Source organism: Paenibacillus sp. PL2-23 (genome assembly GCF_040834005.1).
GTDB lineage: Bacteria > Bacillota > Bacilli > Paenibacillales > Paenibacillaceae > Pristimantibacillus.
Genome location: NZ_CP162129.1, coordinates 643,326 through 666,369, shown reverse-complemented (window position 1 = coordinate 666,369; position 23,044 = coordinate 643,326). Strand labels below are relative to the sequence as shown.

General features: G+C 56.6%; 24 protein-coding genes and 1 pseudogene. 13 read left to right on the top strand and 12 right to left on the bottom strand.

Going from position 1 to position 23,044, the window contains the following annotated elements:
• Positions 1–133 precede the first annotated feature (133 nt).
• Genes AB1S56_RS02835 through AB1S56_RS02825 form a run of 3 tightly spaced genes read left to right on the top strand, consistent with a single transcriptional unit; the run spans position 134 to position 3,002 of the window.
• Positions 134–1,843: a GAF domain-containing sensor histidine kinase gene (locus AB1S56_RS02835; protein ID WP_340872781.1), complete on the top strand. Its 1,710-nt coding sequence runs from the start codon at positions 134–136 to the stop codon at positions 1,841–1,843.
• Complete coding sequence (locus AB1S56_RS02830) at positions 1,818–2,489, top strand: response regulator transcription factor (RefSeq protein ID WP_340872782.1); 672 nt, start codon at positions 1,818–1,820, stop codon at positions 2,487–2,489. Before AB1S56_RS02835 ends, AB1S56_RS02830 begins: the two co-directional genes overlap by 26 nt.
• A gap of 57 nt (positions 2,490–2,546) precedes the next feature.
• Positions 2,547–3,002, top strand: a complete 456-nt coding sequence (locus tag AB1S56_RS02825; RefSeq protein ID WP_340872783.1) for an SRPBCC family protein — start codon at positions 2,547–2,549, stop codon at positions 3,000–3,002.
• A gap of 430 nt (positions 3,003–3,432) precedes the next feature.
• Here AB1S56_RS02825 and AB1S56_RS02820 read toward each other — a convergent pair whose 3' ends face one another.
• Together AB1S56_RS02820 and aroC are read right to left on the bottom strand one after the other, a co-directional pair.
• Positions 3,433–4,059, bottom strand: coding sequence for a hypothetical protein (locus tag AB1S56_RS02820; protein ID WP_367903422.1), 627 nt, complete (start codon positions 4,057–4,059; stop codon positions 3,433–3,435).
• Positions 4,060–4,247: 188 nt separating this feature from the next.
• Positions 4,248–5,303 carry a chorismate synthase gene (aroC, locus tag AB1S56_RS02815; protein WP_340872785.1) on the bottom strand — a complete coding sequence of 352 codons (1,056 nt, stop codon included), beginning with the start codon at positions 5,301–5,303 and terminating at the stop codon, positions 4,248–4,250.
• Positions 5,304–5,416: 113 nt separating this feature from the next.
• On the opposite strand from aroC, the gene AB1S56_RS02810 reads away from it, so the two are divergent.
• Together AB1S56_RS02810 and AB1S56_RS02805 are read left to right on the top strand one after the other, a co-directional pair.
• Positions 5,417–6,307: a LysR family transcriptional regulator gene (locus tag AB1S56_RS02810; protein WP_340872786.1), complete on the top strand. Its 891-nt coding sequence runs from the start codon at positions 5,417–5,419 to the stop codon at positions 6,305–6,307.
• A gap of 163 nt (positions 6,308–6,470) precedes the next feature.
• Positions 6,471–7,013, top strand: coding sequence for an NAD(P)H-dependent oxidoreductase (locus tag AB1S56_RS02805; protein WP_340872787.1), 543 nt, complete (start codon positions 6,471–6,473; stop codon positions 7,011–7,013).
• A gap of 66 nt (positions 7,014–7,079) precedes the next feature.
• On the opposite strand, the gene AB1S56_RS02800 is transcribed toward AB1S56_RS02805, so the two are convergent.
• Positions 7,080–7,613 carry a YceI family protein gene (locus AB1S56_RS02800; protein WP_340872789.1) on the bottom strand — a complete coding sequence of 178 codons (534 nt, stop codon included), beginning with the start codon at positions 7,611–7,613 and terminating at the stop codon, positions 7,080–7,082.
• 179 nt (positions 7,614–7,792) lie between these two features.
• Positions 7,793–8,014 carry a hypothetical protein gene (locus AB1S56_RS02795; protein ID WP_340872790.1) on the bottom strand — a complete coding sequence of 74 codons (222 nt, stop codon included), beginning with the start codon at positions 8,012–8,014 and terminating at the stop codon, positions 7,793–7,795.
• Between the two features lie 391 nt (positions 8,015–8,405).
• Between AB1S56_RS02795 and AB1S56_RS02790 the strand changes: the two genes are divergently transcribed.
• From AB1S56_RS02790 to AB1S56_RS02770, 5 genes are all read left to right on the top strand, one after another.
• Entirely contained in the window at positions 8,406–8,909 is a 504-nt protein-coding gene (locus AB1S56_RS02790) for a hypothetical protein (protein WP_340872791.1), read from the top strand.
• Positions 8,910–8,970: 61 nt separating this feature from the next.
• A complete protein-coding gene (locus AB1S56_RS02785) occupies positions 8,971–9,468 on the top strand; it encodes a hypothetical protein (RefSeq protein WP_340872792.1) in 498 nt (165 codons plus the stop codon).
• Between the two features lie 69 nt (positions 9,469–9,537).
• A complete protein-coding gene (locus AB1S56_RS02780; RefSeq protein ID WP_340872793.1) occupies positions 9,538–11,841 on the top strand; it encodes an ATP-binding protein in 2,304 nt (767 codons plus the stop codon).
• A gap of 68 nt (positions 11,842–11,909) precedes the next feature.
• Entirely contained in the window at positions 11,910–12,707 is a 798-nt protein-coding gene (locus tag AB1S56_RS02775) for a futalosine hydrolase (protein ID WP_340872794.1), read from the top strand.
• Positions 12,708–12,743: 36 nt separating this feature from the next.
• Positions 12,744–13,583: a 1,4-dihydroxy-6-naphthoate synthase gene (locus AB1S56_RS02770; protein WP_340872803.1), complete on the top strand. Its 840-nt coding sequence runs from the start codon at positions 12,744–12,746 to the stop codon at positions 13,581–13,583.
• Positions 13,584–13,665: 82 nt separating this feature from the next.
• Here AB1S56_RS02770 and AB1S56_RS02765 read toward each other — a convergent pair whose 3' ends face one another.
• Together AB1S56_RS02765 and AB1S56_RS02760 are read right to left on the bottom strand one after the other, a co-directional pair.
• Positions 13,666–13,992, bottom strand: a complete 327-nt coding sequence (locus tag AB1S56_RS02765; protein WP_340872796.1) for a metalloregulator ArsR/SmtB family transcription factor — start codon at positions 13,990–13,992, stop codon at positions 13,666–13,668.
• Positions 13,992–14,426: an SRPBCC domain-containing protein gene (locus AB1S56_RS02760; protein WP_340872797.1), complete on the bottom strand. Its 435-nt coding sequence runs from the start codon at positions 14,424–14,426 to the stop codon at positions 13,992–13,994. Before AB1S56_RS02760 ends, AB1S56_RS02765 begins: the two co-directional genes overlap by 1 nt.
• A gap of 193 nt (positions 14,427–14,619) precedes the next feature.
• Between AB1S56_RS02760 and AB1S56_RS02755 the strand changes: the two genes are divergently transcribed.
• Together AB1S56_RS02755 and AB1S56_RS02750 are read left to right on the top strand one after the other, a co-directional pair.
• The gene (locus AB1S56_RS02755; protein WP_340872799.1) at positions 14,620–15,186 is read left to right on the top strand and encodes a carbonic anhydrase; all 567 of its coding nucleotides are present in this window, start codon (positions 14,620–14,622) and stop codon (positions 15,184–15,186) included.
• Between the two features lie 103 nt (positions 15,187–15,289).
• Complete coding sequence (locus AB1S56_RS02750; RefSeq protein ID WP_340872800.1) at positions 15,290–16,060, top strand: hypothetical protein; 771 nt, start codon at positions 15,290–15,292, stop codon at positions 16,058–16,060.
• Here AB1S56_RS02750 and AB1S56_RS02745 read toward each other — a convergent pair.
• From AB1S56_RS02745 to AB1S56_RS02735, 3 genes and pseudogenes are all read right to left on the bottom strand, one after another.
• On the bottom strand, positions 16,057–16,605 hold the full coding sequence (locus tag AB1S56_RS02745) for a DUF3231 family protein (protein ID WP_340872801.1): 549 nt from the start codon (positions 16,603–16,605) through the stop codon (positions 16,057–16,059). The two genes, AB1S56_RS02750 and AB1S56_RS02745, sit on opposite strands and share 4 nt — an antisense overlap.
• 428 nt (positions 16,606–17,033) lie before the next feature.
• A pseudogene (locus AB1S56_RS02740) lies at positions 17,034–18,191 on the bottom strand (RNA-guided endonuclease InsQ/TnpB family protein).
• A gap of 444 nt (positions 18,192–18,635) precedes the next feature.
• A complete protein-coding gene (locus AB1S56_RS02735) occupies positions 18,636–18,893 on the bottom strand; it encodes an anhydro-N-acetylmuramic acid kinase (protein WP_340873362.1) in 258 nt (85 codons plus the stop codon).
• Positions 18,894–18,984: 91 nt separating this feature from the next.
• On the opposite strand from AB1S56_RS02735, the gene AB1S56_RS02730 reads away from it, so the two are divergent.
• Positions 18,985–19,362: a hypothetical protein gene (locus AB1S56_RS02730; RefSeq protein ID WP_340873363.1), complete on the top strand. Its 378-nt coding sequence runs from the start codon at positions 18,985–18,987 to the stop codon at positions 19,360–19,362.
• Between the two features lie 75 nt (positions 19,363–19,437).
• Here AB1S56_RS02730 and AB1S56_RS02725 read toward each other — a convergent pair whose 3' ends face one another.
• The 3 genes from AB1S56_RS02725 to AB1S56_RS02715 all read right to left on the bottom strand — a co-directional run bounded on the left by AB1S56_RS02725 (position 19,438) and on the right by AB1S56_RS02715 (position 23,012).
• Entirely contained in the window at positions 19,438–20,625 is a 1,188-nt protein-coding gene (locus AB1S56_RS02725) for an anhydro-N-acetylmuramic acid kinase (RefSeq protein ID WP_340873364.1), read from the bottom strand.
• A gap of 70 nt (positions 20,626–20,695) precedes the next feature.
• Positions 20,696–21,613: a BadF/BadG/BcrA/BcrD ATPase family protein gene (locus AB1S56_RS02720; protein WP_340873365.1), complete on the bottom strand. Its 918-nt coding sequence runs from the start codon at positions 21,611–21,613 to the stop codon at positions 20,696–20,698.
• Positions 21,614–21,869: 256 nt separating this feature from the next.
• The gene (locus AB1S56_RS02715; RefSeq protein WP_340873366.1) at positions 21,870–23,012 is read right to left on the bottom strand and encodes a DUF1343 domain-containing protein; all 1,143 of its coding nucleotides are present in this window, start codon (positions 23,010–23,012) and stop codon (positions 21,870–21,872) included.
• Between the last annotated feature and the right edge of the window lie 32 nt (positions 23,013–23,044).

Genomic DNA, 23,044 nt, shown 5'->3' with positions numbered 1-23,044 from the left:
TAAGGTATGATAGCATATGCCAACCATTCAGCGCAAGTACATCGGCTCAGCAATAATCTGACAGATACCCTTTCCCCGTGCTCCCGTTTCGAGATATAGTGAGGATAGATGAATCGCGCGGGAGGTCGATCCCTTGAACCACATTTCCCATATGCAAGAGCTGGCCACGATGAAAGCGATCGCGGAGACGCTCAATCAGTCCAACTCCTTAAGCGTTATGCTGGAGGCTGTGCTGGAGAAGCTGCTCGATGTGACGGGTCTGCACTACGGCTGGATTTTCCTCATGGATGATCAGCATTCCTTCAACCTGTCAGCCGCACGCAATCTGCCTCCGGCACTGGCGCATAACGACAATCAAATGGCCCGCTGCGGTACTTGCTGGTGTGTGGACAAATATTTCGAGAACCGGCTCAAGGATGCCGTCAATATTATGAGCTGCCGCAGACTGGGCCAGGCCAAGGATGAAGGCGTTCACGACACCTGCGGCTTCACCCATCATGCGACGGTGCCGCTTCGGATTGGCGAGCGCAGGTTCGGACTGCTGAATGTGGGCTCGGCAGGCAAAAATCATTTTGCGGATGAGGAGCTTGCGCTGCTGCAGGCTGTCGCCTTCCAGATCGGGGTCGCCGTAGAACGCATGCGCCTGCATCAAGCGGAGCAGCGAAGGGCGGAGCAATTCGCGAGGCTTGGCGTCTTCAGCAGAGAGCTCCATCAAGCCGTCAGCTATGGCGCCGCTCAGGTGCAGCTTGCGGAGCATGCCGTCCAACTGCTTGCCAAGCATTTCGACTGGCCTGCCGCGGCACTCGTGGAACGAGTCAATGGACATTATCATGTACTTGCGATGCATGTCGAGGGCGAGCTGCAGCGCAGCGTCGTCAAGCTGCCGGACCCGCTTCTCCCTATACTGACTTCCATCCCGCAGGGGTCTCGCAGCGCCGAGCTGCCAGAACAGGCGCTCATGCACTTGCAGAAGCTGCCTGGATGGTCCGGGGCTTCCAGTCGCGCCACAACCGTCTGGGCCGCTCCCGTCATTCCCTATGAAGGCCGCTCGGAGCAGCTGCTGCTTGCCGGCAGCGCGCAGCCTGCCTTCCTCGCGCGCGTGGAGAGCGAGGTGCTGGAGGCAGCAACCGAGCATATTGCGGCGACCTTCGAGCACGCTCGTCTGGAGCAGAACCGCCGCGAGCTGGTTCGCGTCGAGGAGCGCAACCGTCTTGCCCGCGATCTGCATGACTCCGTATCCCAGATGCTGTTCTCCTTGGCCATGTCGGCCAAAGGCGCGGAGGCTTTGCTGCTGGATCAGGACTTGGAGACTGCGCGAACGACACTTCGTGAAATATCAGACGTATCCAAGGATGCCTTGAAGGAGATGCGCGCTCTCATCTTGCAGCTTCGCCCGGCCAATCTGGACAGCGGCGTGGCGGTTGCGCTGCGGGAATATGGGCGTCGCCTCGGCATTGACGTCAGCCTGACTTGCAACGGCTGCATGCGCGGGCTGCCCTCCGCCATTCAAGAGGCGCTGTGGCGAATCGGGCAGGAGACCTTGAACAACATCGCCAAGCATGCTGGGGTGACTCAAGCAGACATCGCTCTGTACATGCATGGCAGCGAGCTTGTCTATGTGGCTCAAGACAATGGCGCAGGCGCAGACCTTGAAGCGCTTGCCGCTTCGGGCGCTGGTCTCGGATTGTCGATTATGCGCGAGAGAGTGGAGGCGACGGGAGGCCGGCTGCAGCTAACCAGCTCTCCAGGCCAAGGCATGCTTATCGAGGCGTTCCTTCCACTATCCCCAGCCGATATAGGAGGTATCCCCGTTACCGATGACGATAAGAATTTTAATTGCTGATGATCACAAAATAGTGCGTAGAGGCCTTCAGCTATTCCTTGCCTCACAGAAGGACCTCCTGCTCGTCGGCGAAGCCTCGACCGGACAGGAGGCTGTAGAGCTGACAGCCCGGCTCGCTCCCGACATTGTTCTGATGGACATTCATATGCCCGGCATGAACGGCATTGAAGCCACACAGGAGCTGGCCAGCTCCCATCCAGGGGTGAAGGTTATTGTGCTGACGTCCTTCACGGATCAGGACCACGCCCTGCCAGCCATACGAGCCGGAGCGAAGGGCTATCTGCTCAAGGATCTGGAGCCTGAGGAGCTGGCGCAAGCCGTGCGGCGGGTGCATGAGGGCAAGGTGGAGCTGCATCCAGACGTGGCGAGCCAGCTGATGAGCCAATACGTCACTCTGTATCAAGGCAGCGGTCCCGCCTCGGGGACAGAGAAGCCGGCAGGGGATGAGGCGCTGACCAGGCGGGAGCTGGAGGTGCTACGCTTAATCGCAAGCGGCATGAGCAACCGTGCCATTGCGGAAGCGCTTGTCATTACGGAGAAAACGGTCAAAACTCATGTGACGCACATTCTGGGCAAGCTCGATCTGGAGGATCGAACGCAGGCGGCGCTGTACGCCGTCAGGCATGGACTGGACAAGAAGACATGAGCTAGGGCAAGGCGAACTTATTTGAAGCAGGTAGCTGAAGAATGGGAGGATAATTTTATGAAGCAATGGACAAAAGAAATCCAGATACAAGCGCCAATCGAGCAGGTGTGGTCGTATCTGGACGGTACGTTAGAGCAAATGCAGAAGATCATGCCCCAGGTGGTGGAGAACACGCCAGTGAAAGTAACAGATGAGGTGGTCGGCAGCATTTATCGCCAGAAGTACAAGGAAGGTAAGCGTATCGAGGAATATGAGGTGCACACATTAGAATACCTTAACACACCAGCCGACAAGAAGCTGAAGATCGGCTTTCAATTGGCAGGCTGGTTCGAGATTACTGCGACATATGAGCTGCATCGGGTGGACGACGGCACAACAGCCTTCAAGTATACAGCCACTAATCAGCCCTTGAAGTGGTTTGTGAAGCTGTTCCTGTTAATGGCCAACGATAAGGTTGTCGTTCAATTTGTGGAGCGGGTCAAACGCGTGGCGGAGTCGGAGACGGCAAGATAAACTTTGAACGATAGAGCCTTCCCGATCCCGATAGCCACACGTCAGATCGTTATTGCGCTAACTAGCCCCGATGGAGATGCGATAGCGATTCCACGTGTCGTTATGGAGCCGCAGCAGCCCTCCCGACCCCCGATAGTCACACGTCAGATCGTTATTGCGCTAGTTAGCCCCGATGGAGATGCGATAACGATTCCACGTGTCGTTATGGAGCCGCAGCAGCCCTCCCGACATCCGATAGCCACACGTCAGATCGTTATTGTGCTAGTTAGCCCCGATGGAGATGCGATAGCGATTCCACGTGTCGTTATGGAGCCGCAGCAGCCCTCCCGACCTCCGATAGCCACACGTCAGATCGTTATTGCGCTAATTAACCCCGATGGAGATGCGATAACGATTCCACGTGTCGTTAGCACTCCCAACGCCCCCCCGGTTATCGCCGCCGCACGTTCCCTCGCAAGACAGCAATCAACACAATAGTTCCTAGCGCACATGCGATCGCTAGCACCGCTTGGGCTGCCCGATCCGATTTGTCCGCTGTCCACGCGCCCGTGGGTGCTGCCCCCTCGTCCCCCGCCTCTGCTCCAGCATTCGCTGTCGTTCCAGAACGGGTCACCTCAGCCTCAAGCACATCGCCGCTCTCTTGCAGGTAGATGGCCTGGATGCCCGCTTCGCGGAACCTTCCATCGGCAGCTTCCGTCCAGATGCCGCTTCGCCCGCATAAATTCATGCGCAGCTTGCCGTCCTGCTCCGTCCCGAACACGAGATACCGCCCCCCTGCTCGGAACGGGTCCCAGCCATTATCATAGATTTGAATGCTCGGCTCCTTAATGCCCTTCCACGCCTTCTCCACGCGGAACACGGCGAGACCTTCCTTATTTCTCTCCAGCACCTCGCCCATGAACACAACTGAGCTTGCCTTCAGCTCTTCCTCGACGGGTCCTGGGGGCGCGCAAGACAAGGCGTGAACCCCAGACGCCGAGTGCAGGAGCATCCCCATCATAACAACCGTCAGCGCGAGCCCCCAAAGCGCCCATTGCACATAGCTCCGTCTGCTCATCCCCTTCACCTTCCCATCCTCCAGCATCTTACAGAATATCTTCCAAGAGATACAATACTACAGACGTCCGCAGCTTAGAAAAGGTTACTCGCCCTCACCATGGAGCAGAGAAGTCTAATCGGTAATCCAGAATGGCCTCAAACAACAAAAGGAGCAAGCACGCAAATGCGCGCTCGCCCCGTTATGCTCTACCCCATCATTGCCGCTTGACGCTTGTAATGATCCTCCAGCACCAGGCAAGCCATAGCTTCGACGACTGGAATAATGCGCGGGCAGATGGAGGGATCATGACGTCCAATTGTACGGATCTCCTGCTCCTCGCCCTTCACGTTCATCGTCTGCTGCGGCAGCGAGATCGAGGAGGTCGGCTTCACCGCAACGCGGAATACGATCTCCTGCCCAGTGCTGATGCCGCCGATGATGCCTCCCGCGTTGTTCGTCACGAAGCCGTCCGCGTTCATCTCGTCATTGTGCTCGCTGCCCAGCATCTCCGCCGCCGCAAAGCCTGCTCCGAACTCAATGCCTTTGACAGCGCCAATCGACAGCATCGCCTTCGCAAGCTCCGCGTCCAGCTTGTCGAATACCGGCTCTCCAAGCCCAGGCACTACGCCGCGAATACGGCATTCCACGATGCCCCCGCAGCTATTGCCTTCCGCAGCCAGCTGCTCCACTCGCTTGACCATCTCCACCGCCGCTGCGGGATCGCATGCGCGCACCGGATTTTTTTCGATCGACTGCTCATCGAACGTCTCGCACTTGATGCCGCCCAGTTCCTTCGTGTAAGCGACGATGCTTACGCCTCTGCGCTCCAGCAGCTTGCGCGCCACCGCTCCTCCGGCAACCCTGGCCGCTGTCTCACGGCCGGAGGCCCGTCCGCTGCCGCGATGGTCGCGGATGCCGTACTTCTGCAGATAAGTGAAGTCCGCATGTCCCGGACGGAACGCCTGTTGAATGTCGGAATACGCTTCCGGCCGCATATCATGATTGTGCAGAATAACAGCAAGCGGCGTGCCCGTCGTCTTCCCTTCGAATACGCCTGACAAAATATGAACGGTATCGGATTCCTTACGCGGAGTCGTCACCGACGATTGCCCCGGCTTTCTGCGGTCCATCTGCACCTGAATATCCTTCTCGTCGATCTCCAGACCCGGCGTCACACCGTCAATAATAACCCCGATAGATGCGCCATGCGACTCTCCGAATGTCGTAATTCGGAATACATCTCCAAACGTATTGCCTGCCATGCTGCCAACTCCTCATTTCGTTGTTCGTTCTTCGTATTCCAAGTATAATCGAAGTAATGAAATAAGTGAAATCATGATTTTTTGATTTTGTGATAGAGGTGATCTATACCAATATGTTTCAATTAGAATGGTATCGTATCTTTCTCCATACTGCCCGCAGAGGCAATCTGACCAAGGCGGCTCAGGATTTGCATATTACCCAGCCGTCTGTCAGCTACGCAGTGAAGCAGATGGAAGCGGAGCTTGGACTGAAGCTGTTCCACAGGCGCAACAAGGGAGTCGAGCTGACGGAGGAGGGGCGCGTGCTGCAGCAATACGTCGAGCAGTCCTTCTCCCTGCTGGATGCCGCGCAGAGGCATCTGCACGACTTGAAGCAGCTCACGGAGGGCGAGGTCCGGATCGGGGCCAGCGACTCCTTGATCAAGTTTCTGCTGCTGCCCCAGCTGAACGCGTTCCACAGCCAGCATCCCGGCATCCGTATTCGGCTGACTCCTGGCAAGACGCCGGAAATCGCGCGCAAGCTGAAGGAGGGCCTGATTGATCTGGCGATCGTTCGTCTGCCGATGGAGGATCCCATGCTCAGCGTTCAGAAGCTGGCGGAGCTGGAGGATTGTTTTGTCGTGGGAGGCGCTTATCGGGAGCTGGAGGATCGAATCTTGACGGTCCAGGAGCTTGCTGAGCTGCCCATGCTCTCCCATTCCCCAGGCAGCAGCACGCGGATATTCGTCGAGCGGTGGTTTGCCGCCAGCGGACTGTCTATCAGTCCCGACATCGAGCTTGGCAGTATCGATCTGCTGACGGAATTTGCACGGCTGGGGTATGGCGTCGCTTTTGTCCCCCGCCCCTTCGTGGAGGAGGAGCTGCGGAGCGGCCAACTGGTCGAGCTGCGTCCCGATACCGCTCTTCCGTCTCGGAGCATCGGCATGGCCATTCGGAGCGATACGCCGCTGTCTATAGCCGCGGAGCAGTTCGTCCGGATGCTTCAGTCTGGGGATGGCACTTGAGCTGCACCGGCGCGGCTCAGACTAAAGTCGTATTGGGCTCCTACCATAGTTGAAGGGCATCTCTTGCCAAAATCAACCATACTGACGACGCGCCTGCTTCCTTCAGCGTGTTACGATGAGTGCATAAGTATTCAACTAACCAGTTCAGAAGGGATGAGAAGCAATGAATGTCATGTTAATTGCGGGAAGCAACCATAAGGCGGCAACGAGCACGCGGCTGTCCCAGTACGTGAGGGATGTTATTCAGGGGGAGGGGCATCAAGCCGTTCTATTCGACTTATACCGCAAGCCGCTGCCATTCTATTCGCCAGACGGCGGATACGGCAGCGAAGAGCTGGCTCGGGTGAAGGAGCTGCAGCAGGGCATGCATGAGGCGGATGCGATCGTGCTGGCCACGCCGGAGTATCACAGCACCATCTCCGGCGTGCTGAAGAATGCGCTGGACCATCTCGGACAGGATCATTTCCGCGGGAAAGCCGTACTCTCCATGAGCTCAGCAGGCGGAGCGTTAGGCGTAAGCTCGCTGACGCAGCTGCAGACCATCGTGCGCAACCTGCACGGTGTCAATGCGCCGGAGTGGGTATCCATCGGCGGCGCCCAGCGCGATTGGTTCGCCGAGCCCCATACAGGAGGCAGTGATATTGTGGATCGAGTCAAGCGCGCGGCGCTATCGTTCCTCGATCTCGCGGGACGTATTCGGGGCTAACTCCAATATGATACGAAGAGAAGGGCCGACGGTCATCCACCGTCGGCCCTTCTTCAACATTTAAGCTTAAGCCTGCCGAACCGCCTCAATCTCCAGAGAGATTTTCACTTCGTCGCCGATCAGAACGCCGCCTGTTTCCAATGCAGCATTGTAGGTCAAGCCGTAGTCGCTGCGCTTGATCGCGCCTGCCGCGCTGAAGCCAGCCTTCTCGTTGCCCCATGGATCCTTGGCCGCGCCTTCGAAAGTCACATTAAACGTCTCCGGACGGGTGACGCCATGCAGGGTAACGTTGCCTGTTAACAGGTATTCGCCTTCACCGGTCTTGGCGATCGCAGTCGACTGGAAATCCAGCGTTGGGAACTGCTCGACATGGAAGAAGTCTGCCGTTGTCAGATGCGCGTCGCGGTCCTTGTTGCGCGTGTCTACGCTGCTCAGATCGATCTTGAACGAGATGTCCGCGGAAGTCAGGTCGCTTGGATCCGCTTCAATATTCGCTTCGAATGTGTGGAAGGTGCCCTTCACCTTCGCGATCATCATATGCCTGACCGAGAAATCCACTGCGCTGTGCGCTGCGTCTACTGCCCATTTTGTTTTTGCCATTGTTATCAGCCTCCATTGAGTTTTACTAACTTTTAATTATTAACTAACATTTGTTTATGGATATATCTTAATCTAAAGATATTATCGTGTCAACCACTTTTTTTACGCAAAAAACCGCCGGCATTCGCTCCAGGGAACGACCGCGCGGCGGTATTGATTTATGATGAAAATCGTAAAGATTATTCCGCTTCTTCTTCTTCAGCAGCTTCCTCCTCGGCTTCCTCTTCCGCCGATGCAGCCGCCTCTGCTTCCTCTTCCTCCGCGTCTGCCGCTTCCGCAGCTTCCGCTTGCATGTCGTCGTCAGCCTCTTCCGCCGCTTCTTCCGCAGCAGGGGCATCCTCCGAGATCACTTCCACGATTTCGTCGGCGCTTTCTTGAACAATTTCTTGTTCTTGGCTCATAGCTTTCACCTCCTACCATTTAATACCTTCATTGTAGCGCTTTCATAGACGCTGGTATAGAGGTGTAAAATGTCGGATTATAGGAAGTTTTCGCATCCCCGACTGAGGTCCAGTGCCAGATGAGTCTGCCGGAGGTTAACAGCCTTCATCGTACAGGATACGATAGTAGAGCGTAACTGATCGAGCGTACACGGCTGCGCCGTCCTTTGGCGGAGCAGCCTATGTTACGCGTTGAAATATAAGCCAATGGACTGGCTTGGCATGACGGTTTGTCCGCGCGTTATGATACAATCAAGCGGGAGCAATTCCACGCCAGGAATGGCTCACTGCCTGCATATTTTGAAAGACGGAAATCATCCTATATACTATATAGAACGGAGTGTTCATTGTTATGAATATCAAAACCATTGGCGGAGCGGTCCTTCTGCTGCTCGGTATCGTATTGCTGCTTAACCAGGGTGAGACCTTCGGACCCGCTCAAATCTTCGGCATGTTCTGGCCGACGATCTTCGTGATTCCCGTTGGTCTATTCTTCCACTGGCTGTATTTCAGCATGACCGGGCGCCGGGGGGTTGGCCTCCTCGTGCCAGGCGGCGTCTTGTTCACCGTCGGTCTGGTCTGCCAGGTCTCCATCCTGCTCGACAGCTGGCATTACATGTGGCCCGGCTTCATCCTGGCTCCCGCCGTTGGCCTGTTCGAGCTGTATTGGTTCGGCAATCGCAACAAATGGCTTCTCATTCCCATTAATATTCTCACGGTTGTCTCACTTCTATTCTTCGCCGTCTTCTCGCTGGGCTCGCTTATGAATCAGCTGCTGACCAAGTCGCCGTACCTGGCCATTCTGCTCATTATTTGCGGCGGAGCGATTCTGACGATGCGGAAGAAGTCGGACTAAGCCGCCGTGCGACAGCCCCGGCCCGTTCGGAGGCTCACATTCAAGGAGGTACCATTCCCCTATGCTTACATTCGACCAGAAGCTTGCCATTATCGCGTCCTTCCCTGAGCTCCAGCGGAAGGACGTTTCGCTTGGACGCGTGAACTTCCATTACGAGGACAGCGTCCATGACAAAAAAACAGTCGTCTACCATCTCCATCCGAACGGCAACGGCTTTCTCTACGCCGGTCTGCTGGAGGATGTGGAGACCGACGCCAAAGGACTCGTCAACATTCGAGACTACAGCGAAGACGAGCTGCGCGCACTCCTTGAGCGCGCCATGAAATCGCTGTCCTCCGAACCCTCGGAGACCGAGGATGCCCCTTCAGCCAGCAACGGCGATGCGGATCATCAGCCAGCCCGAGCAGAGTTCTGGCGCGGCCCCGGCGGCGCAAGGCTCACCCTCCTGCACCAGGACGATCTATGGTACGTCTATGCGGGCAAGGAGGTCGAGATGGCGTTCGAGACCTACGAGGAATCCGTACAATATTTGCTGGATGAAGGTTTCAAGCGGTCCTAAACAGGATTTCCCCCCTGTGCTGTCTAATAGTTGTAGGTAGCAACTCAGACATCTCTAGGGGGAACCATCATGTCTATCAAAACAAAGCTTTCCCTTTCCATTTCGCTCATTGTGGCTGCCATCCTGGCCTTGAATATGCTGTTCTCGCAGCTCTCCTCCCGGGAAGCGCACGAGGCGGCGCTCGATCAGCAGACCCAGTCCATAGCAGAGCAGCTTGTGCTGACTCTGGAGCTGCTGGAGAAGACGCGCAGCTCCATGGACGCCGAGCTCGGAGAGAAGCTTTGGATAGCCGCCATGGCTGCCTTGCAGAAGCTGGGCCCGAATATCGAGACCATTAGCAATGAACAGCTGCGAGCCCTCAGCGAGGAGCTCGCGCTTGACGATCTTACGCTCTGGCAGCGAATCGACGGCGAGGTGCAGTCGGTTAAATCCTCCAATTCCGATGAGATCGGCTTGCGCTCAGCAAGCTGGGACTACTGGGACAAGGCCTTCCATCAGCTATTCGATCTTAAGCCAGTCAGCGTGGGACGCGGCCAGACGTTGCTCCATTATTGGTCGGGTCCTATTAATTTCGCCACATCCGATCCTTCCGATATTAATAAGTGGGGCTACTATTATGACGGCAGCGCCAATTATATGGTAAATACGATCGTGAACGCTGGGGACAACTTCAGCTACGATCTAGTCAACGGTACCAATGAGGTAATCCGCACACTCATGGAGCAGCAGTCCAGCGTGCTGGAAATCGCGGGCTTTGATCCGCAATATTTTGGCGAAAAGCCGATCCTGAAGATGAAGAAAGGCATTCCCGTCTACAATCTGGACGTTCGAGATGTCCCGTTCGGGAGCTACAGCTACCGCAATCCATCGGAAGATACCGTCGATATTCAGCAGGCGCTGCTTAGCGGCCAGGCTCGCACTGCGACCTTTTCGACTCAAGGCAAGGAGCTGCTCCGGGTATTCCTCCCCATTCAGGCGGACAAGCCATATGTTATCGGGGTGACGTTCGACAAGCTGGAGCTGGAGGCGCCGCTTCGCAAGCAGCTGTCCACACATGCTTGGATTTCGCTCGGGCTCGTGCTCTTTACAATGGCTGCGAGCTACTTTATCGCTGGATATATGCTGCGTTCCATCCATCAGATTATGCAGAAGGTCAACGAAATGGCGGCCGGCAATTTCAACGCCACCATTTCCATTCAGAACAAGGACGAGCTGGGAATTCTCGCCGCCCGAGTCAATTCCATGGGCATACATCTGCACCAATTTACGACTCAGCTGCAGGCTTCCGCCCGCGAGCTGGAGAGCACGAAGCAGTATCTGGAATCCTTTGTCGGCCATACATCTGACGCTATTCATGTCGTCGATCTGGAAGGCCGGATGCTCCAGGTTAATCCCGCTTTTGAATCGCTCTACGGCTGGAGCTCGGAGGAAGCGGTAGGCTGGATTCCGACTCATATCCCTCCGGAGCATGCGCCTGCCCATGCCGCGCTGTATGAGCATGTGAAGAACGGCGGCTCCGTCACGGATTACGAGTCCACCCACTGTATGAAGAATGGCCATTCCATCGATGTCAGCATGACCATCTCGCCTATCCGCGATGAGGAGGGCGCAATCGTAGCTATTGCCACCATTACACGCAATATCACATCCCGCAAGCAATCGGAGGAGATGCTCCGTCGCTCGGAGAAGCTGTCTGTCGTGGGACAGCTGGCCGCGGGTGTCGCACACGAGGTGCGCAATCCGCTGACAACCATCTACGGATTCGTGCAGCTGCAGAAGGAAGGCGGACGTCTATCGCCCGCACATCTGGAGCTTATGCTCGCTGAGCTGGATCAGATTAACCGTATTGTGAGTGAGTTTCTCGTGTTCTCCAAGCCTTCGGCAAGCCGGATGGAGACATTGCATGTAGAGGAGCTGCTGAAGGACATCTGCACATTAATGGAATCAGAGGCGAAGAAGTGCGGGGCGCAGCTTCGACTGCTTAAGCTTACAGAACCCCTTCCCCTCATTATGGGAGTCGATCATCAGCTCAAGCAGGTATTCGTCAACGTGGTCAAAAATGGTCTCGAAGCCATGAGCGGACTCGGCGGCGAGCTCCGCATCGAGATCGACGCGCCGGCGGACAGCAGCGAGCTGACGTTGCGCTTCATGGATCAGGGCATTGGTATATTGCCGGAGGATCTGGCGCGCATCGGCGAGCCCTTCTTCACCCGCAAGCCAAGCGGCAACGGCCTTGGCGTCATGGTCTGCCAGCAGATTATTGCCGAGCATCACGGCTCGATGACCTTCGACAGCTCGCCTGGCGAAGGCACCTGCGTCGAGATTCGCCTGCCGGCGCGCTTGCCCCACTCTGAGCTTCCAGCGATTAGCTAGCCGCTGGCAGGGCCCGTCCTCACGAATCTCGCACCATCCTACTAACCTGTTAAGGAGTGCTTCAAGATATGGCGTTGTCTAATTCCCGGCAAGCAGCGGCGGAAGCTGCTGCTGCCATCCAACCCGCCGACTCGAGCCATCGCCCTGCACCCCGCATCCTGGTCGTTACTGCGGTCGAGGCGGAACGCGAAGCGGTGCTGCGCGGGCTCTCTCTGACAGCTGCTGAGGCTCCAGTCTTGCGCTTGAACCAAGCAGCGGAATCGGCGACGGCCGCCCCACGCGCAGCCATTGATGTCATCGCGGGCGGCGTGGGGCCCGCTTCTGCAGCTGCGTCCACGGCGCTGGCGCTGGCTCGCGCCGCCGCTCCCTATGATCTTGTCATCAGCGCTGGCATCGGCGGCGGCTTCCCTGGCAGAGCGGCCATCGGCTCGCTCGTCATCGCCAATGCTGTCGTCTCCGCTGATCTGGGAGCCGAGACGCCGGACGCGCCGGGCTTCCTCAGCGTGGACGAGCTGGGCTTCGGCTCCGCGCGTAAGGAGCCCGATCATGCGTGGAACAATCGCCTGATCGCCGCCATGCGCAGCGACGGACTCGAACCTGCATGCGCGCCGGTCATCACGGTATCGTCAGCGACTGGCACCGCCGCGACGGCCGAGCTGCGGAGCAGCCTCGTTGCGGGAGCAGCCTCGGAAGGCATGGAGGGCTTCGGCGTCGCCACCGCTGCCGCTATGCTCGGCATTCCTGTAACCGAGCTGCGCGCGATCTCCAACGCGGTTGGGCCAAGAGACCGGTCCGCATGGCGAATCGGCGATGCGCTCCAGGCGCTTGAAGCCGCATTTCGTGCTGTCTCGTATCACATCAAGTAAGGAGGCGTCAACATGACCATCACGCGTACCCATACGCTGCCTATCGCCTATTCGCCTTGTCCCAACGATACATTTATTTTCCATGCATGGGCCCATGGACTCCTTCCGGGAGCTCCTCCCTTAGACGTCACCTACGCAGATATTGATATGACGAATTATTGGGCTGCTCGCGGCGAAGGTCCCGATGTGATGAAAATATCATATGCCGCACTGCCATGGGTGCTGGAGAACTACCGTCTCCTCCCTTGCGGCGGCGCGCTGGGGCGCGGCTGTGGACCGCTTGTGCTGGCCAAGGACGGCGCTATGGACGCTGCAGCATTATCCGGCAAGCGGATCGCCGTGCCAAGCGACCGGTCCACCGCATACCTTCTCTTCCGGCTGTGGGCTGCTCAGCAGGTGCCGGGCGGCATAGGCGAAATCGTCATCATGCCGTTCCATGAGATCATGCCTGCTGTGAGAGACGGCAGGATAGACGCAGGCCTCGTCATTCATGAGGCGCGGTTTACCTACAAGTCATATGGCTTGCATATGCTGCAGGACCTCGGCGCTTGGTGGGAAGCCGATACCGGCTCCCCTATTCCGCTAGGGGCTATCATTGCCCGCCGTTCGCTGGAGCTGGAGGCTGAGACGATTAGCGGCTGGATTCGCGCCTCCCTGGATTACGCGTGGGCGAACCCTGACGCTTCGTCCGCTTATGTCATGGAGCATGCGCAGGAGCTGTCCCTGGACGTTGCTCAAGCCCACATCCAGCTGTACGTGAATGCCTTCAGCCGTGATCTGGGCGAGGACGGCTATGGCGCGATCGAATCGCTGCTTGGGCGCGCGGCCGAGCAAGGGCTTGTGCCCGCCTTCGACCTTGGCTTACTGAGGTCGTAGAGGACAGAGGACTACACCAATAACCCGTGTGAGTGCGCACTTGTCTCCAAGCGGCGCATGCACACGGGTCTCTCCACAACCATTACTCCCCATCATCCTCCACTAGCCTCTTCAACGCCATCAGCTTGTTATCCCAGTATCGCTCGAAATAACCAAGCCACCGCTCCAGCTCGCGAAGCGGTTCCGGCTCCAGCCTGTACCTTGTCTCTCTCCCCACCTTGCGGTCCTTCACAAGCCCCGCCTCCGCCAGAATACGCAGATGCTTGGACACCGCCGTGCGGCTCATCGTGAATTGGCCGCTGATCGCAGTAACCGGCATCTCTCCCTCGCTCAGCATATGAAGCAGCCTGCGCCGCGTGGGATCGGCAATTGCCTGGAATACATCATGCTTCTGAAGCGCCTCGCCCATTACCCCTCAACCGCCTCAGACAGCTTCTGCAGAATGCCGACCCAACCGCCAGCCATTCTCTCGCGGACAACCGCATGCTTCTCGCCGAATGCCGTTGCCGTAGCTTCGTCCCAGCCGCTATGTGTGAGCGTGAACCGCGTGCCTTGGGCCGTCTCCTCCAGCTGAAACGTGATCGTCCAGTCCCTGTCCCATGAGAACGACAGACGATAAGGCGGCTCCAGCTCCAGCACCTTGCAAGGCGACTTGCCGAATGGTCCCGCATTCAAATGAAATTCATGCCCCAGCACCGGCTCGAACGTATTGGGCATAAACCAGGCCGCAATGCCGTCAGCCGTCGCCACTGCCTCCCACACCTTGGCGATTGGCGCCTTCAGCGTCACTATTTTAACAATATCATCTAATTTGCTTGCGGACTCCGAATGTTGATTACTCATCTTGATCCCTCCATATTTTATGAAAATGATGCGCTCAATTACGAAACCAAATGGTTTCGCTTATTGATTATATGAAACCAAAAGGTTTCATGTCAAACGTTTTTTGAATTGACGGCGGCGCTCATTATGTGAATAATATAAAAAAAGAGTTTGAAACAACGGTTTGCCTATTGGATAAGGAGGAGTTTCACTAATGTCTATCGTATCTGAGCTGTTGTCGTTTAATAAGCAATTTGTTGAAGAGAAGCAATATGAGACTTACCTGACGGACAAGTTCCCGGAGAAGAAGCTCGCGATTCTCACCTGCATGGACACCCGACTGGTGGAGCTGCTGCCCAAAGCGCTTAATCTTCGCAATGGCGACGCAAAGTTTATCAAGAACGCTGGCGCGATCCTGACGCAGCCATTCGGCAGCGCAATGCGCAGCATTCTGGTCGCGGTATACGAGCTTGGCGCTCGCGAGGTGCTTGTCATTGGCCATCACGGCTGCGGCATGACAAATCTGGATTCCTCAAGCATGGTCGAGAAATTCAGCCAGCACGGCGTGGATCCTAAAGCGGTTGAGACGCTGGAGAGCGCGGGCATACGCATGGATAAGTTCCTGAAAGGCTTCAGCAGCCCTGAAGAGGGCGTCATGGACAGCGTTCGCCTTATTCGCAATCACCCGCTGTTCCCGAAGGACGTTCCGGTTCACGGCTTTGTGATCCATCCGGAGACGGGCGAGCTTCAATTGATCGTCCAAGACTACAGAGAAGAATAGGCCCCAGCCAGAATAAGCCGCACAGACCGGAATGGATTCCGCTGCGCGGCTTTTATTATTCATGGTGATATACGGTGTCAAACAAAGGAGGACCACTCCCCGCATGCTCTTACGCAAAGCGCTCAGCGCGTATATAACGTCCTTTGCCATCGTGATCTATTATTCGCTGCTTTTGACGGGCGCGGCACATTCGGAGCTCCTGCCAAGGTTCGACGAGCTGATGCAATGGATCTCGTTCATCAGCTTATATGTATTTCCCATTGTGCTGATCTACGGCTCGCTCGTCTCCTTCATGATGGAATGGCTCACCCGCAGAGTGAAGGGCAGCGTCGCTCGCTCGGTTCTGTCAGGCGTGGGCCATGTCCTTAGCGGCGTATTGTTCGCGCTGCCCTTCGGCTCGTCAGGCTTCACCCTCTCATGCGCGGCTGGAGCCTTGCTCTTCTTCGGCTGGGATAAGCTGCTGCAGGCACAGTTCGCTAGAGGCGGGCGGAGGCCGGCTATGCTCATCACTCTAGCGCTTCCTGTTATGGTTATCATTGGCCTAGGCTTGTTCTCCAACATGGGAGACGGACCGCCTCAGCAAGCGCCGTTCACAGCAGAGGATGCCGTCGCCTTCGCCACCTCCGGGAAAGGCACCGTTACCGACATGTTCCCCAAGCAAGCAGGCTCCTCCCAAACCGAGGTGAACGGCTTCACGATTACGAAGGAAACGACGGTTGTCCGAACAGGCACCGAGGAATATGAAGTGACCTTCCGTGAGCGCTGGAGCAAGGAAGGCAGCGAGGAGGGCAGCCGATGGTTCACTTACGTCGTTACCCGCCAGGGCATGACGTCCAAGGATGCCGGCGGCGATTCACCGCCTTATGAGCGTTAAGGCTGCGCGACTGGCGCTTGCTGGTAATAATAAGGGGGCATCAGCAGCCACCCCTTCTCGATCATCAGCCCTCTAAGCGTCATAGAGAACGCCGCCTTCTTCATCTGGAAGCCCGCGAACATGACGCCCACATCCGGCCGGACTGCCTCCGTCATGCCGCGGCAGGCGGAATTAATGCCCAGCACCAAATTATAAACGAGCAGATTGGCAATCTCCTCGTCTGTCAGCTTAGCGCTTTCCGGTATGGTACGAAAGTCTCCCAGCGACTTGTCCGGGGTAGCCTTCGGCAGAGGCACGCCTTCTTGTCTCAGAAACTCCTTCAACTCCGTACGAATGGGGTTATGGACATGCTGGATAACATCCTCAATCTTGGTCTTCAGGTCAGCGTCTTGAACCGTATTCAACGACACCTGCTCCCCTCGAAGCGTCTGTTCCGTTGCCGTCAGGTAGAACCAGAGATTCATCACCTCACCGACATGAAGCGGTGTTTTTTCCTTATCTTTGAACGCTTGCATAGCGTCTTTGAACAGTTCAAGCAGATTCATAGTGGGTGCAACTCCTGTTTTTTCCTTAAGGTTCCCACTAATCCCAACGTTATTCGCCTCCATCCGCAAGAAGTAGCAGCTCCCCTCCAAAGCACCTCCCCAGCCGTCAAACCAATCTCCACAGCACATTTAGACGTTTCTGGCACGTCTATTTTTTCAGTGAGCTCCAGCAACCAGTGTTACAAGTTGGCGAATGCGAGAATGACCTGCAAAACCTACACTTATACGTGTCAAACACCCGTTTTTTCCCACAAACCTTAGATTTACATGTACGCGTTCTGCAGTTAACATTGGCCAAAGTCAATGACCCCCACTTAACTAACGTTTGAAGTGGAAGCTTGTAACGACCCGATCGTACGAACGTCTTGCGACTCCGATCTTTTGGCGTTCCGAAGAACGTGGTGTTACATCCTCGAGTAAGCCTTCGCCTACCAATGGGCAGATTGACAGCTGCCCTGCAAGCCTAGGCATGCTAAGCCTGCACCTTCAAGAAGGTACTCTCTTCCCTTCAGACAGAGATTCATGGCGCCGATCCGGTCATCATTGCTTGTATATCCGCATGCCTGGCAACGAAAGCGATGCCTGCGTTTATCCCGGTTTTCTTTGGCCGTGTGGCGGCATAGGGGACACGCTTGCGAAGTGTGCTTCGGATCCACGGCTATCACCATCGATCCTGCAAGCTTCGCCTTATACGTCACCATCTGACGCAGCTGATAGAACGCCCACGATACCGTCACATACCGATACTTCAGCTTTGACTTTTCCGCCCTGCGGCGGATCCCTGTCAGATCCTCCAGCACAAACAGCGTATTCGCCCCATATCGGGTAACGAGTGCCTTACTGACCTGATGGTTCACATCGGTCATCCAACGGTTTTCTCGTTCTCCGATTTGCTTCAGCCTGCGGCGGGACGAAGCCGTTTGTTTGCGTTGCAGCTCGGAACGCAATCGTTGGTAGTTGGCTCGTTTGTGTTTCAGTCCCCTTCCCCGAAAAAACAGCGTTCTCCCCTCGGTGTCATACACCGTAGCTACAAAGTTGATGCCCAGATCAATCCCTGCAACGTGTTCAATCTCCTTAAGCTCAGGAGAGGCCATTTCCTTAGACACTGGAATATGCAAAAACCACTTCTGTTTTTTTCATACCAGCTTGGCTGTACCGAATGTCCATGTGCCGTCGAAATAGGTCTCCATTCCTTTGGCTTCGAAGGGGATCTTAATGCGGCCTTGCAGCGTATTGACGGAGAATAGCTTTGCGCTTAGCGAGTAATCCCGTCTCCAGACGAGATCGTATTCCGGCTTCTTAAATTGTACGAGAGTCCAAGCATGCCCACTGCTCAAGATGGTCTTGTATTTAGCCCGTACCGTTTTCAATACCGACTGCGCCATTTGAGAACGCAGGCCCATCGCGCTGCGCAGGGTTCGATACGTCATTCGGTGCAGGGCAGACTGCCGGCGCTCGCTCGTCTCAAACACAAGGGCAGAGACAAAATTACAGCCTTGACGATAAGCGATCATCGTTTGTTGCAGGGCCATCATTTGACTTTCTGACGGTTTGATTTTGATTTTCGCCGTCACGGTAACGATCATACGTTCGCCTCCTCACTATACTAATTTTAGCATAGTAGGGAGAACAAGAACACACCAAATATCATTCCGGCTAACGCCGAACGCCCATTCCTCCCCCGCTTATAGAAGACGGGAGTATCCTGGGCGATATTGATGAATTTTCGAGGAAATTAATTGTATGTTATGCAGGTCGGTACTGAAACCATATGTATTGAAAAGCCAGGCCCCCACGTAACAGCATGTATCGAGTTAACAGGAACTATCGAGGAGCATGCCTACTCCAGCATAGGTAGGGCGCCGCGCTTAGGTCAACGGTAGGCAAGCAGCGAATAGCGCGAAGCGAAGTTAGCGTACAGCGAAGCTGGAGTGCAACGAAGTTACCGTACAACGAAGTTGCGTGCAACAAAAAGCACAAGCAGGCTGCCGATCCAGTCGACAGCCTGCTTGTGCTTGGTTAGTTACCTATCAAGGCAGCGCCAGCTTGCCCATCACGGTTCTGCGGTCAGCGCCGGTTGCGGCGGGGACGTTGTTCGGGATACCGCGCAGGAAGTCATGGCCCAGCAACGCAAAAATAAACGCCTCCTTCGCGTTGTTGTCCGCCAAGCCGAGCTCGCCGGATGTCATCAGCTTCTGTTCGAGGAGCAGCTCCCCGAGCATGCGAAGCAAGGGCGCGTTATGCGCTCCGCCCCCGCTTACGAAAGCATTATCGATACAGAGGCACATAAGCTAGAGCCCTCAGCTATTTGCTGTGTATACAGCAGAATAAGATATCATGGTATAATTTTCTTAAAATCGAAAAGGAGCAATACTCCCCATGATCGTAGCCGCAATCTTGTTTTCGGCATTCATCGGAATTGTAGTTATCTTCCAACTTGCATTGGCTGCAGGAGCTCCTTGGGGAAGCGCTGCAATGGGTGGGAAATACCCAGGAAAGCTTCCACCGGCGATGAGAGTTTCGGCTCTGATTCAGGTTCTCATTCTGGCCTTGTTTGCCTCCATCGTCTTGAGCAAGTCAGGAATCATTTGGTCGGAGTGGCATTCTTTCGCGAGTGCAGCGATCTGGTTCGTTGTAGGCTTCTTGGCGTTGAACATTGTACTTAACACAATCACAAGAAGCAAATGGGAACGTATCATTTGGGCGCCCATAGCGTTGGTGCTATTCATTACAAGCGTAATAGTAGCGGTCGGCTAATACAGCGACAAATCATGCACAAGGCGAATACGATCAGCGACGTCGGGCGCCTCCATGAATAGGTTGATCCCGACCTCAAGGCAGCGCCAGCTTGCCCATCACCGTTCTGCAGTCAGCGCCGGTTGCGGCGGGGACGTTGTTCGGGATACCGCGCAGGAAGTCATGGCCCAGCAACGCAAAAATAACCGCCTCCTTCGCGTCGTCCGCCAAGCCGAGCTCGCCGGAAGTCATCAGCCTCTGCTGGGGGAGCAGCTCCCCCAGCATGCGAAGCAAGGTCGCGTTATGCGCACCGCCGCCGCTTACGATTACCTCATCAACGCGGCAGCGCGGGAGGACCAACTCACGGCAGGCATCTGCGATTGTATGCGCCGTCAAAGCGGTCGCCGTAGCGACAATGTCAGCGGCCGCCAAGCCACGCTCCGACGCCTGCGCAAGCAGCTCGGTCGTATAGGCCGCGCCGAACAGCTCCCGCCCCGTCGATTTCGGCGGCGCTCCCTTAAAATAAGGATGCGAAAGCAGGCTAGCCAACAGCTCCGCGTCCGGCCTGCCAAGCGCCGCCCATGCGCCGTTCGCGTCATAGCTCATCTCCCCGTCACTCAGCGTCTGCACAACTTGATCAATAATCATGTTGCCGGGACCGGTATCGAACGCAAACAGATCGTCGATCCCGGCGTTTGGCGGAAGCACCGTACAATTGCCGATACCTCCGATGTTCTGGAGCATGCGTCCCTTCGACGGGTGGCGGAATAGGATAAGATCGCCATAAGGCACCAGCGGCGCGCCTTGGCCGCCAACCGCCATATCGGCAGGCCGGAAGTCACCGACCGTGAGCTTTCCTGTTTTTTTGGCAAGGATGGAGAGATCTCCGATCTGAAGGGTGGAGCGTATGAGATACGGGTCACCCTCTGCACCTTCTGGCATATGCCAGATTGTCTGTCCGTGCGAGCTGACGAAAGCAATATCGGACATAGACAGCCCCGCCTCGCGCACCGCCTCTATCGTCGCCGCCGCGAACACTTCTGCCATATAAGCGTTCATGCCGCAGATCCGTGACACATCCGATGACCGCGGGTCGCACAGCTCCTTCAGCCTGGCGCGCAGCTCCTGATCATAAGGCCTGGAGTAATAGTGGACGAGCCCCACCTTGGTATCCGGACCACTCCCCTCGATACGCACAACGGCAGCATCGACGCCATCAAGCGAGGTGCCCGACATCAGCCCTACCGCATATAGCAACGGTTGATCCATCACCCACTGTAGCATCTTCAACACACCACCTTCCGAAGTTCAACGATTTCCCATCACCTTTTCCCATCCCAAAATAAATCCCCATTCAGCCGCGAAGCGCCTTCAGCGCCAGCAGCACCGCACCGTAGGAGGTATCCCGCTTGGGCTCGATGCATCGCACCAGAGGCTCGCGCCAACTCATTCGCTCCTGGAATGCATCACGCATGCGCTGGCTCATTGTCAGCACGCTTCCCAGCAAGGCTAGCTCACCACTCTGCAGCGCCAAGCGGCTCACAACGGCCGAAGCCGTCGCCGCCAGAGCGTCCGCATTGTCGCGGACAATCCGAAGCGCAGCCAAGTCGCCCGACTCGCACGCCTGGAATACAAGGGGAGCAAGCGCGGCAATCTCCTTTTTGCCTCGGCTCTTGTCATAGACAAAGCCGATCAGCTCCGGCATTGAGCTTATATCGAGCTCGCGGTAAACAAGGTCGGCCATAACGGTCGGCTCCTCCCGTCCATCAGACGAACGCACGACGGCCGCCAGCAGATCTCGCCCCAGGCTATAGCCGCTTCCGCCATCATCAATGAGATGGCCGAAGCCGCCAGCCCGATGCGTCTGTCCGCTTCCGTTCCTGCCATACGCAATAGAGCCCGTGCCCGCGATGACAATCGCACCCGGCCCTCCTTCCAGCGCGCCGCTTAGCGCGGTCACATGATCGCCAACCAGCACCAGCTCTCCCGCAAACCCGCCAGCCCTTAGTCCGGCCGTCAGCAGCCCGCTCACCGCTGGATTACTGATACCGGCAGCACCCACGCATAAAGCGGCACACTCCCCAATGCCACCTGGACTGGCTCCATCGATCTCCGCGCATATGTCCGCCACCGTCCGATGTACACTCTCTGCGTCCTGCCCATTCACATTCAGAGGCCCCGCGGAGAACAAATGCCGCACCACACCGCTTTCGTCAGCCAATGTCACCGTCGTCTTCGTGCCGCCGCCGTCCAGCCCCGCAACCATCTTCATTTCTCACCACTCCAGCCTGTTGGATGTGCAACTGCTCGCGTCGGGACGCTCCCCAGCACCTTTTGAACGATTTTTCGTTCAATTCGCTCTCATCGGGGTGCCCCTGAGCTACTTTTGAACGATTTTTCGTTCAATTTGCTCGCATCGAGGTGCTCCCCAGCACCATTTGAACGATTTTTCGTTCAATTTGCTCGCATCGAGGAGCCCCCGAGCTACTTTTGAACGAAAAATCGTTCAATCTGCTCGCCGTCCACGCTTAATACAAATGAAAGACCCGCTTCCGCTCCGCGAAAAGGCGGCTCTCCTCGCGGAAGCGCTCCAGCAGCTCCGGCACATCGACCGCCTCGTCACGGTAGACGCTGTCTCCGCACAGCAGGTCGATGAACGGCCGGCCGTTCTCGCGGACCGGCGGCAGGAACGAGAACTCCTCGCCGAACAGCCGCTTCACCGTGAACAGCAGCTCCACGCCTAGCTCGACTGGCTGCAGCGCGCGCTCGTCCAGCACATGAATGTAGACGCCGCGGCAGAGCTCGCCCTCATGCTTCGAGAACGTCGGCTTGAAGTACGCGGGGCGGAAATAAACGCCCGTCAGCCCCTTCGCGTTCATCTCACCCGCCAGCAGCTCCGCATCCACGAACGGCGCGCCAATCAGCTCGAAAGGAGCCGTTGTGCCTCGCCCCTCCGACAGATTCGTGCCCTCGAACAGGCACGTACCAGGATAGAGCAGCGCCGTATGAAACCGCGGAATGCCCATTGACGGCGGAATCCACGGTCGACCCAGCTGCGAGAACGTCAGCTCCCTCGACCAGCCGATGCAGGGCACAACATGCAGCTCTGCGCCCCAGCCCTGCTCCGCGTTCGCCATTGTCGCCACCTCGCCCGCCGTCAATCCATAACGCACCGCCAGCGGGTAATTACCGACGAAGGATGCGAACCCCTCCTTCAGCACATTGCCCTCCACCGTTACGCCGTCCAGCGGGTTCAGCCGGTCCAGCACCACAAACGGCTTGCCCGCCTTCGCGCAGTCCTCCAGCGCATACAGCATCGTGTATATAAATGTATAATAACGTGTGCCTACATCCTGAATATCATAGACGACCATATCCACCGCGTCCAGCATCTCCTGTGTCAGCCGCTTGGCATCCTTCCTGTATAGGCTGTAGACTGGCACGCCCGTCGCCGAATCCCTGTAGGTGTCCACCAAGGCGCCCGCCGCCAGATCGCCTCTTACGCCGTGCTCCGGCGAGAACATCGCCGCAAGCCCGAATCGCTCATGCAGGATGTCAATCGTCGAGCGGAAATCCGCCGCAAGTCCCGTCGGTGACGTAATGAGACCGAGCCGCTTGCCTTTGAACAGACTGGAATATGCCTCTATATTGTCAATACCATTCCTGACCATCAGCCTTGCACCTCCTCTACATCCCACTATCC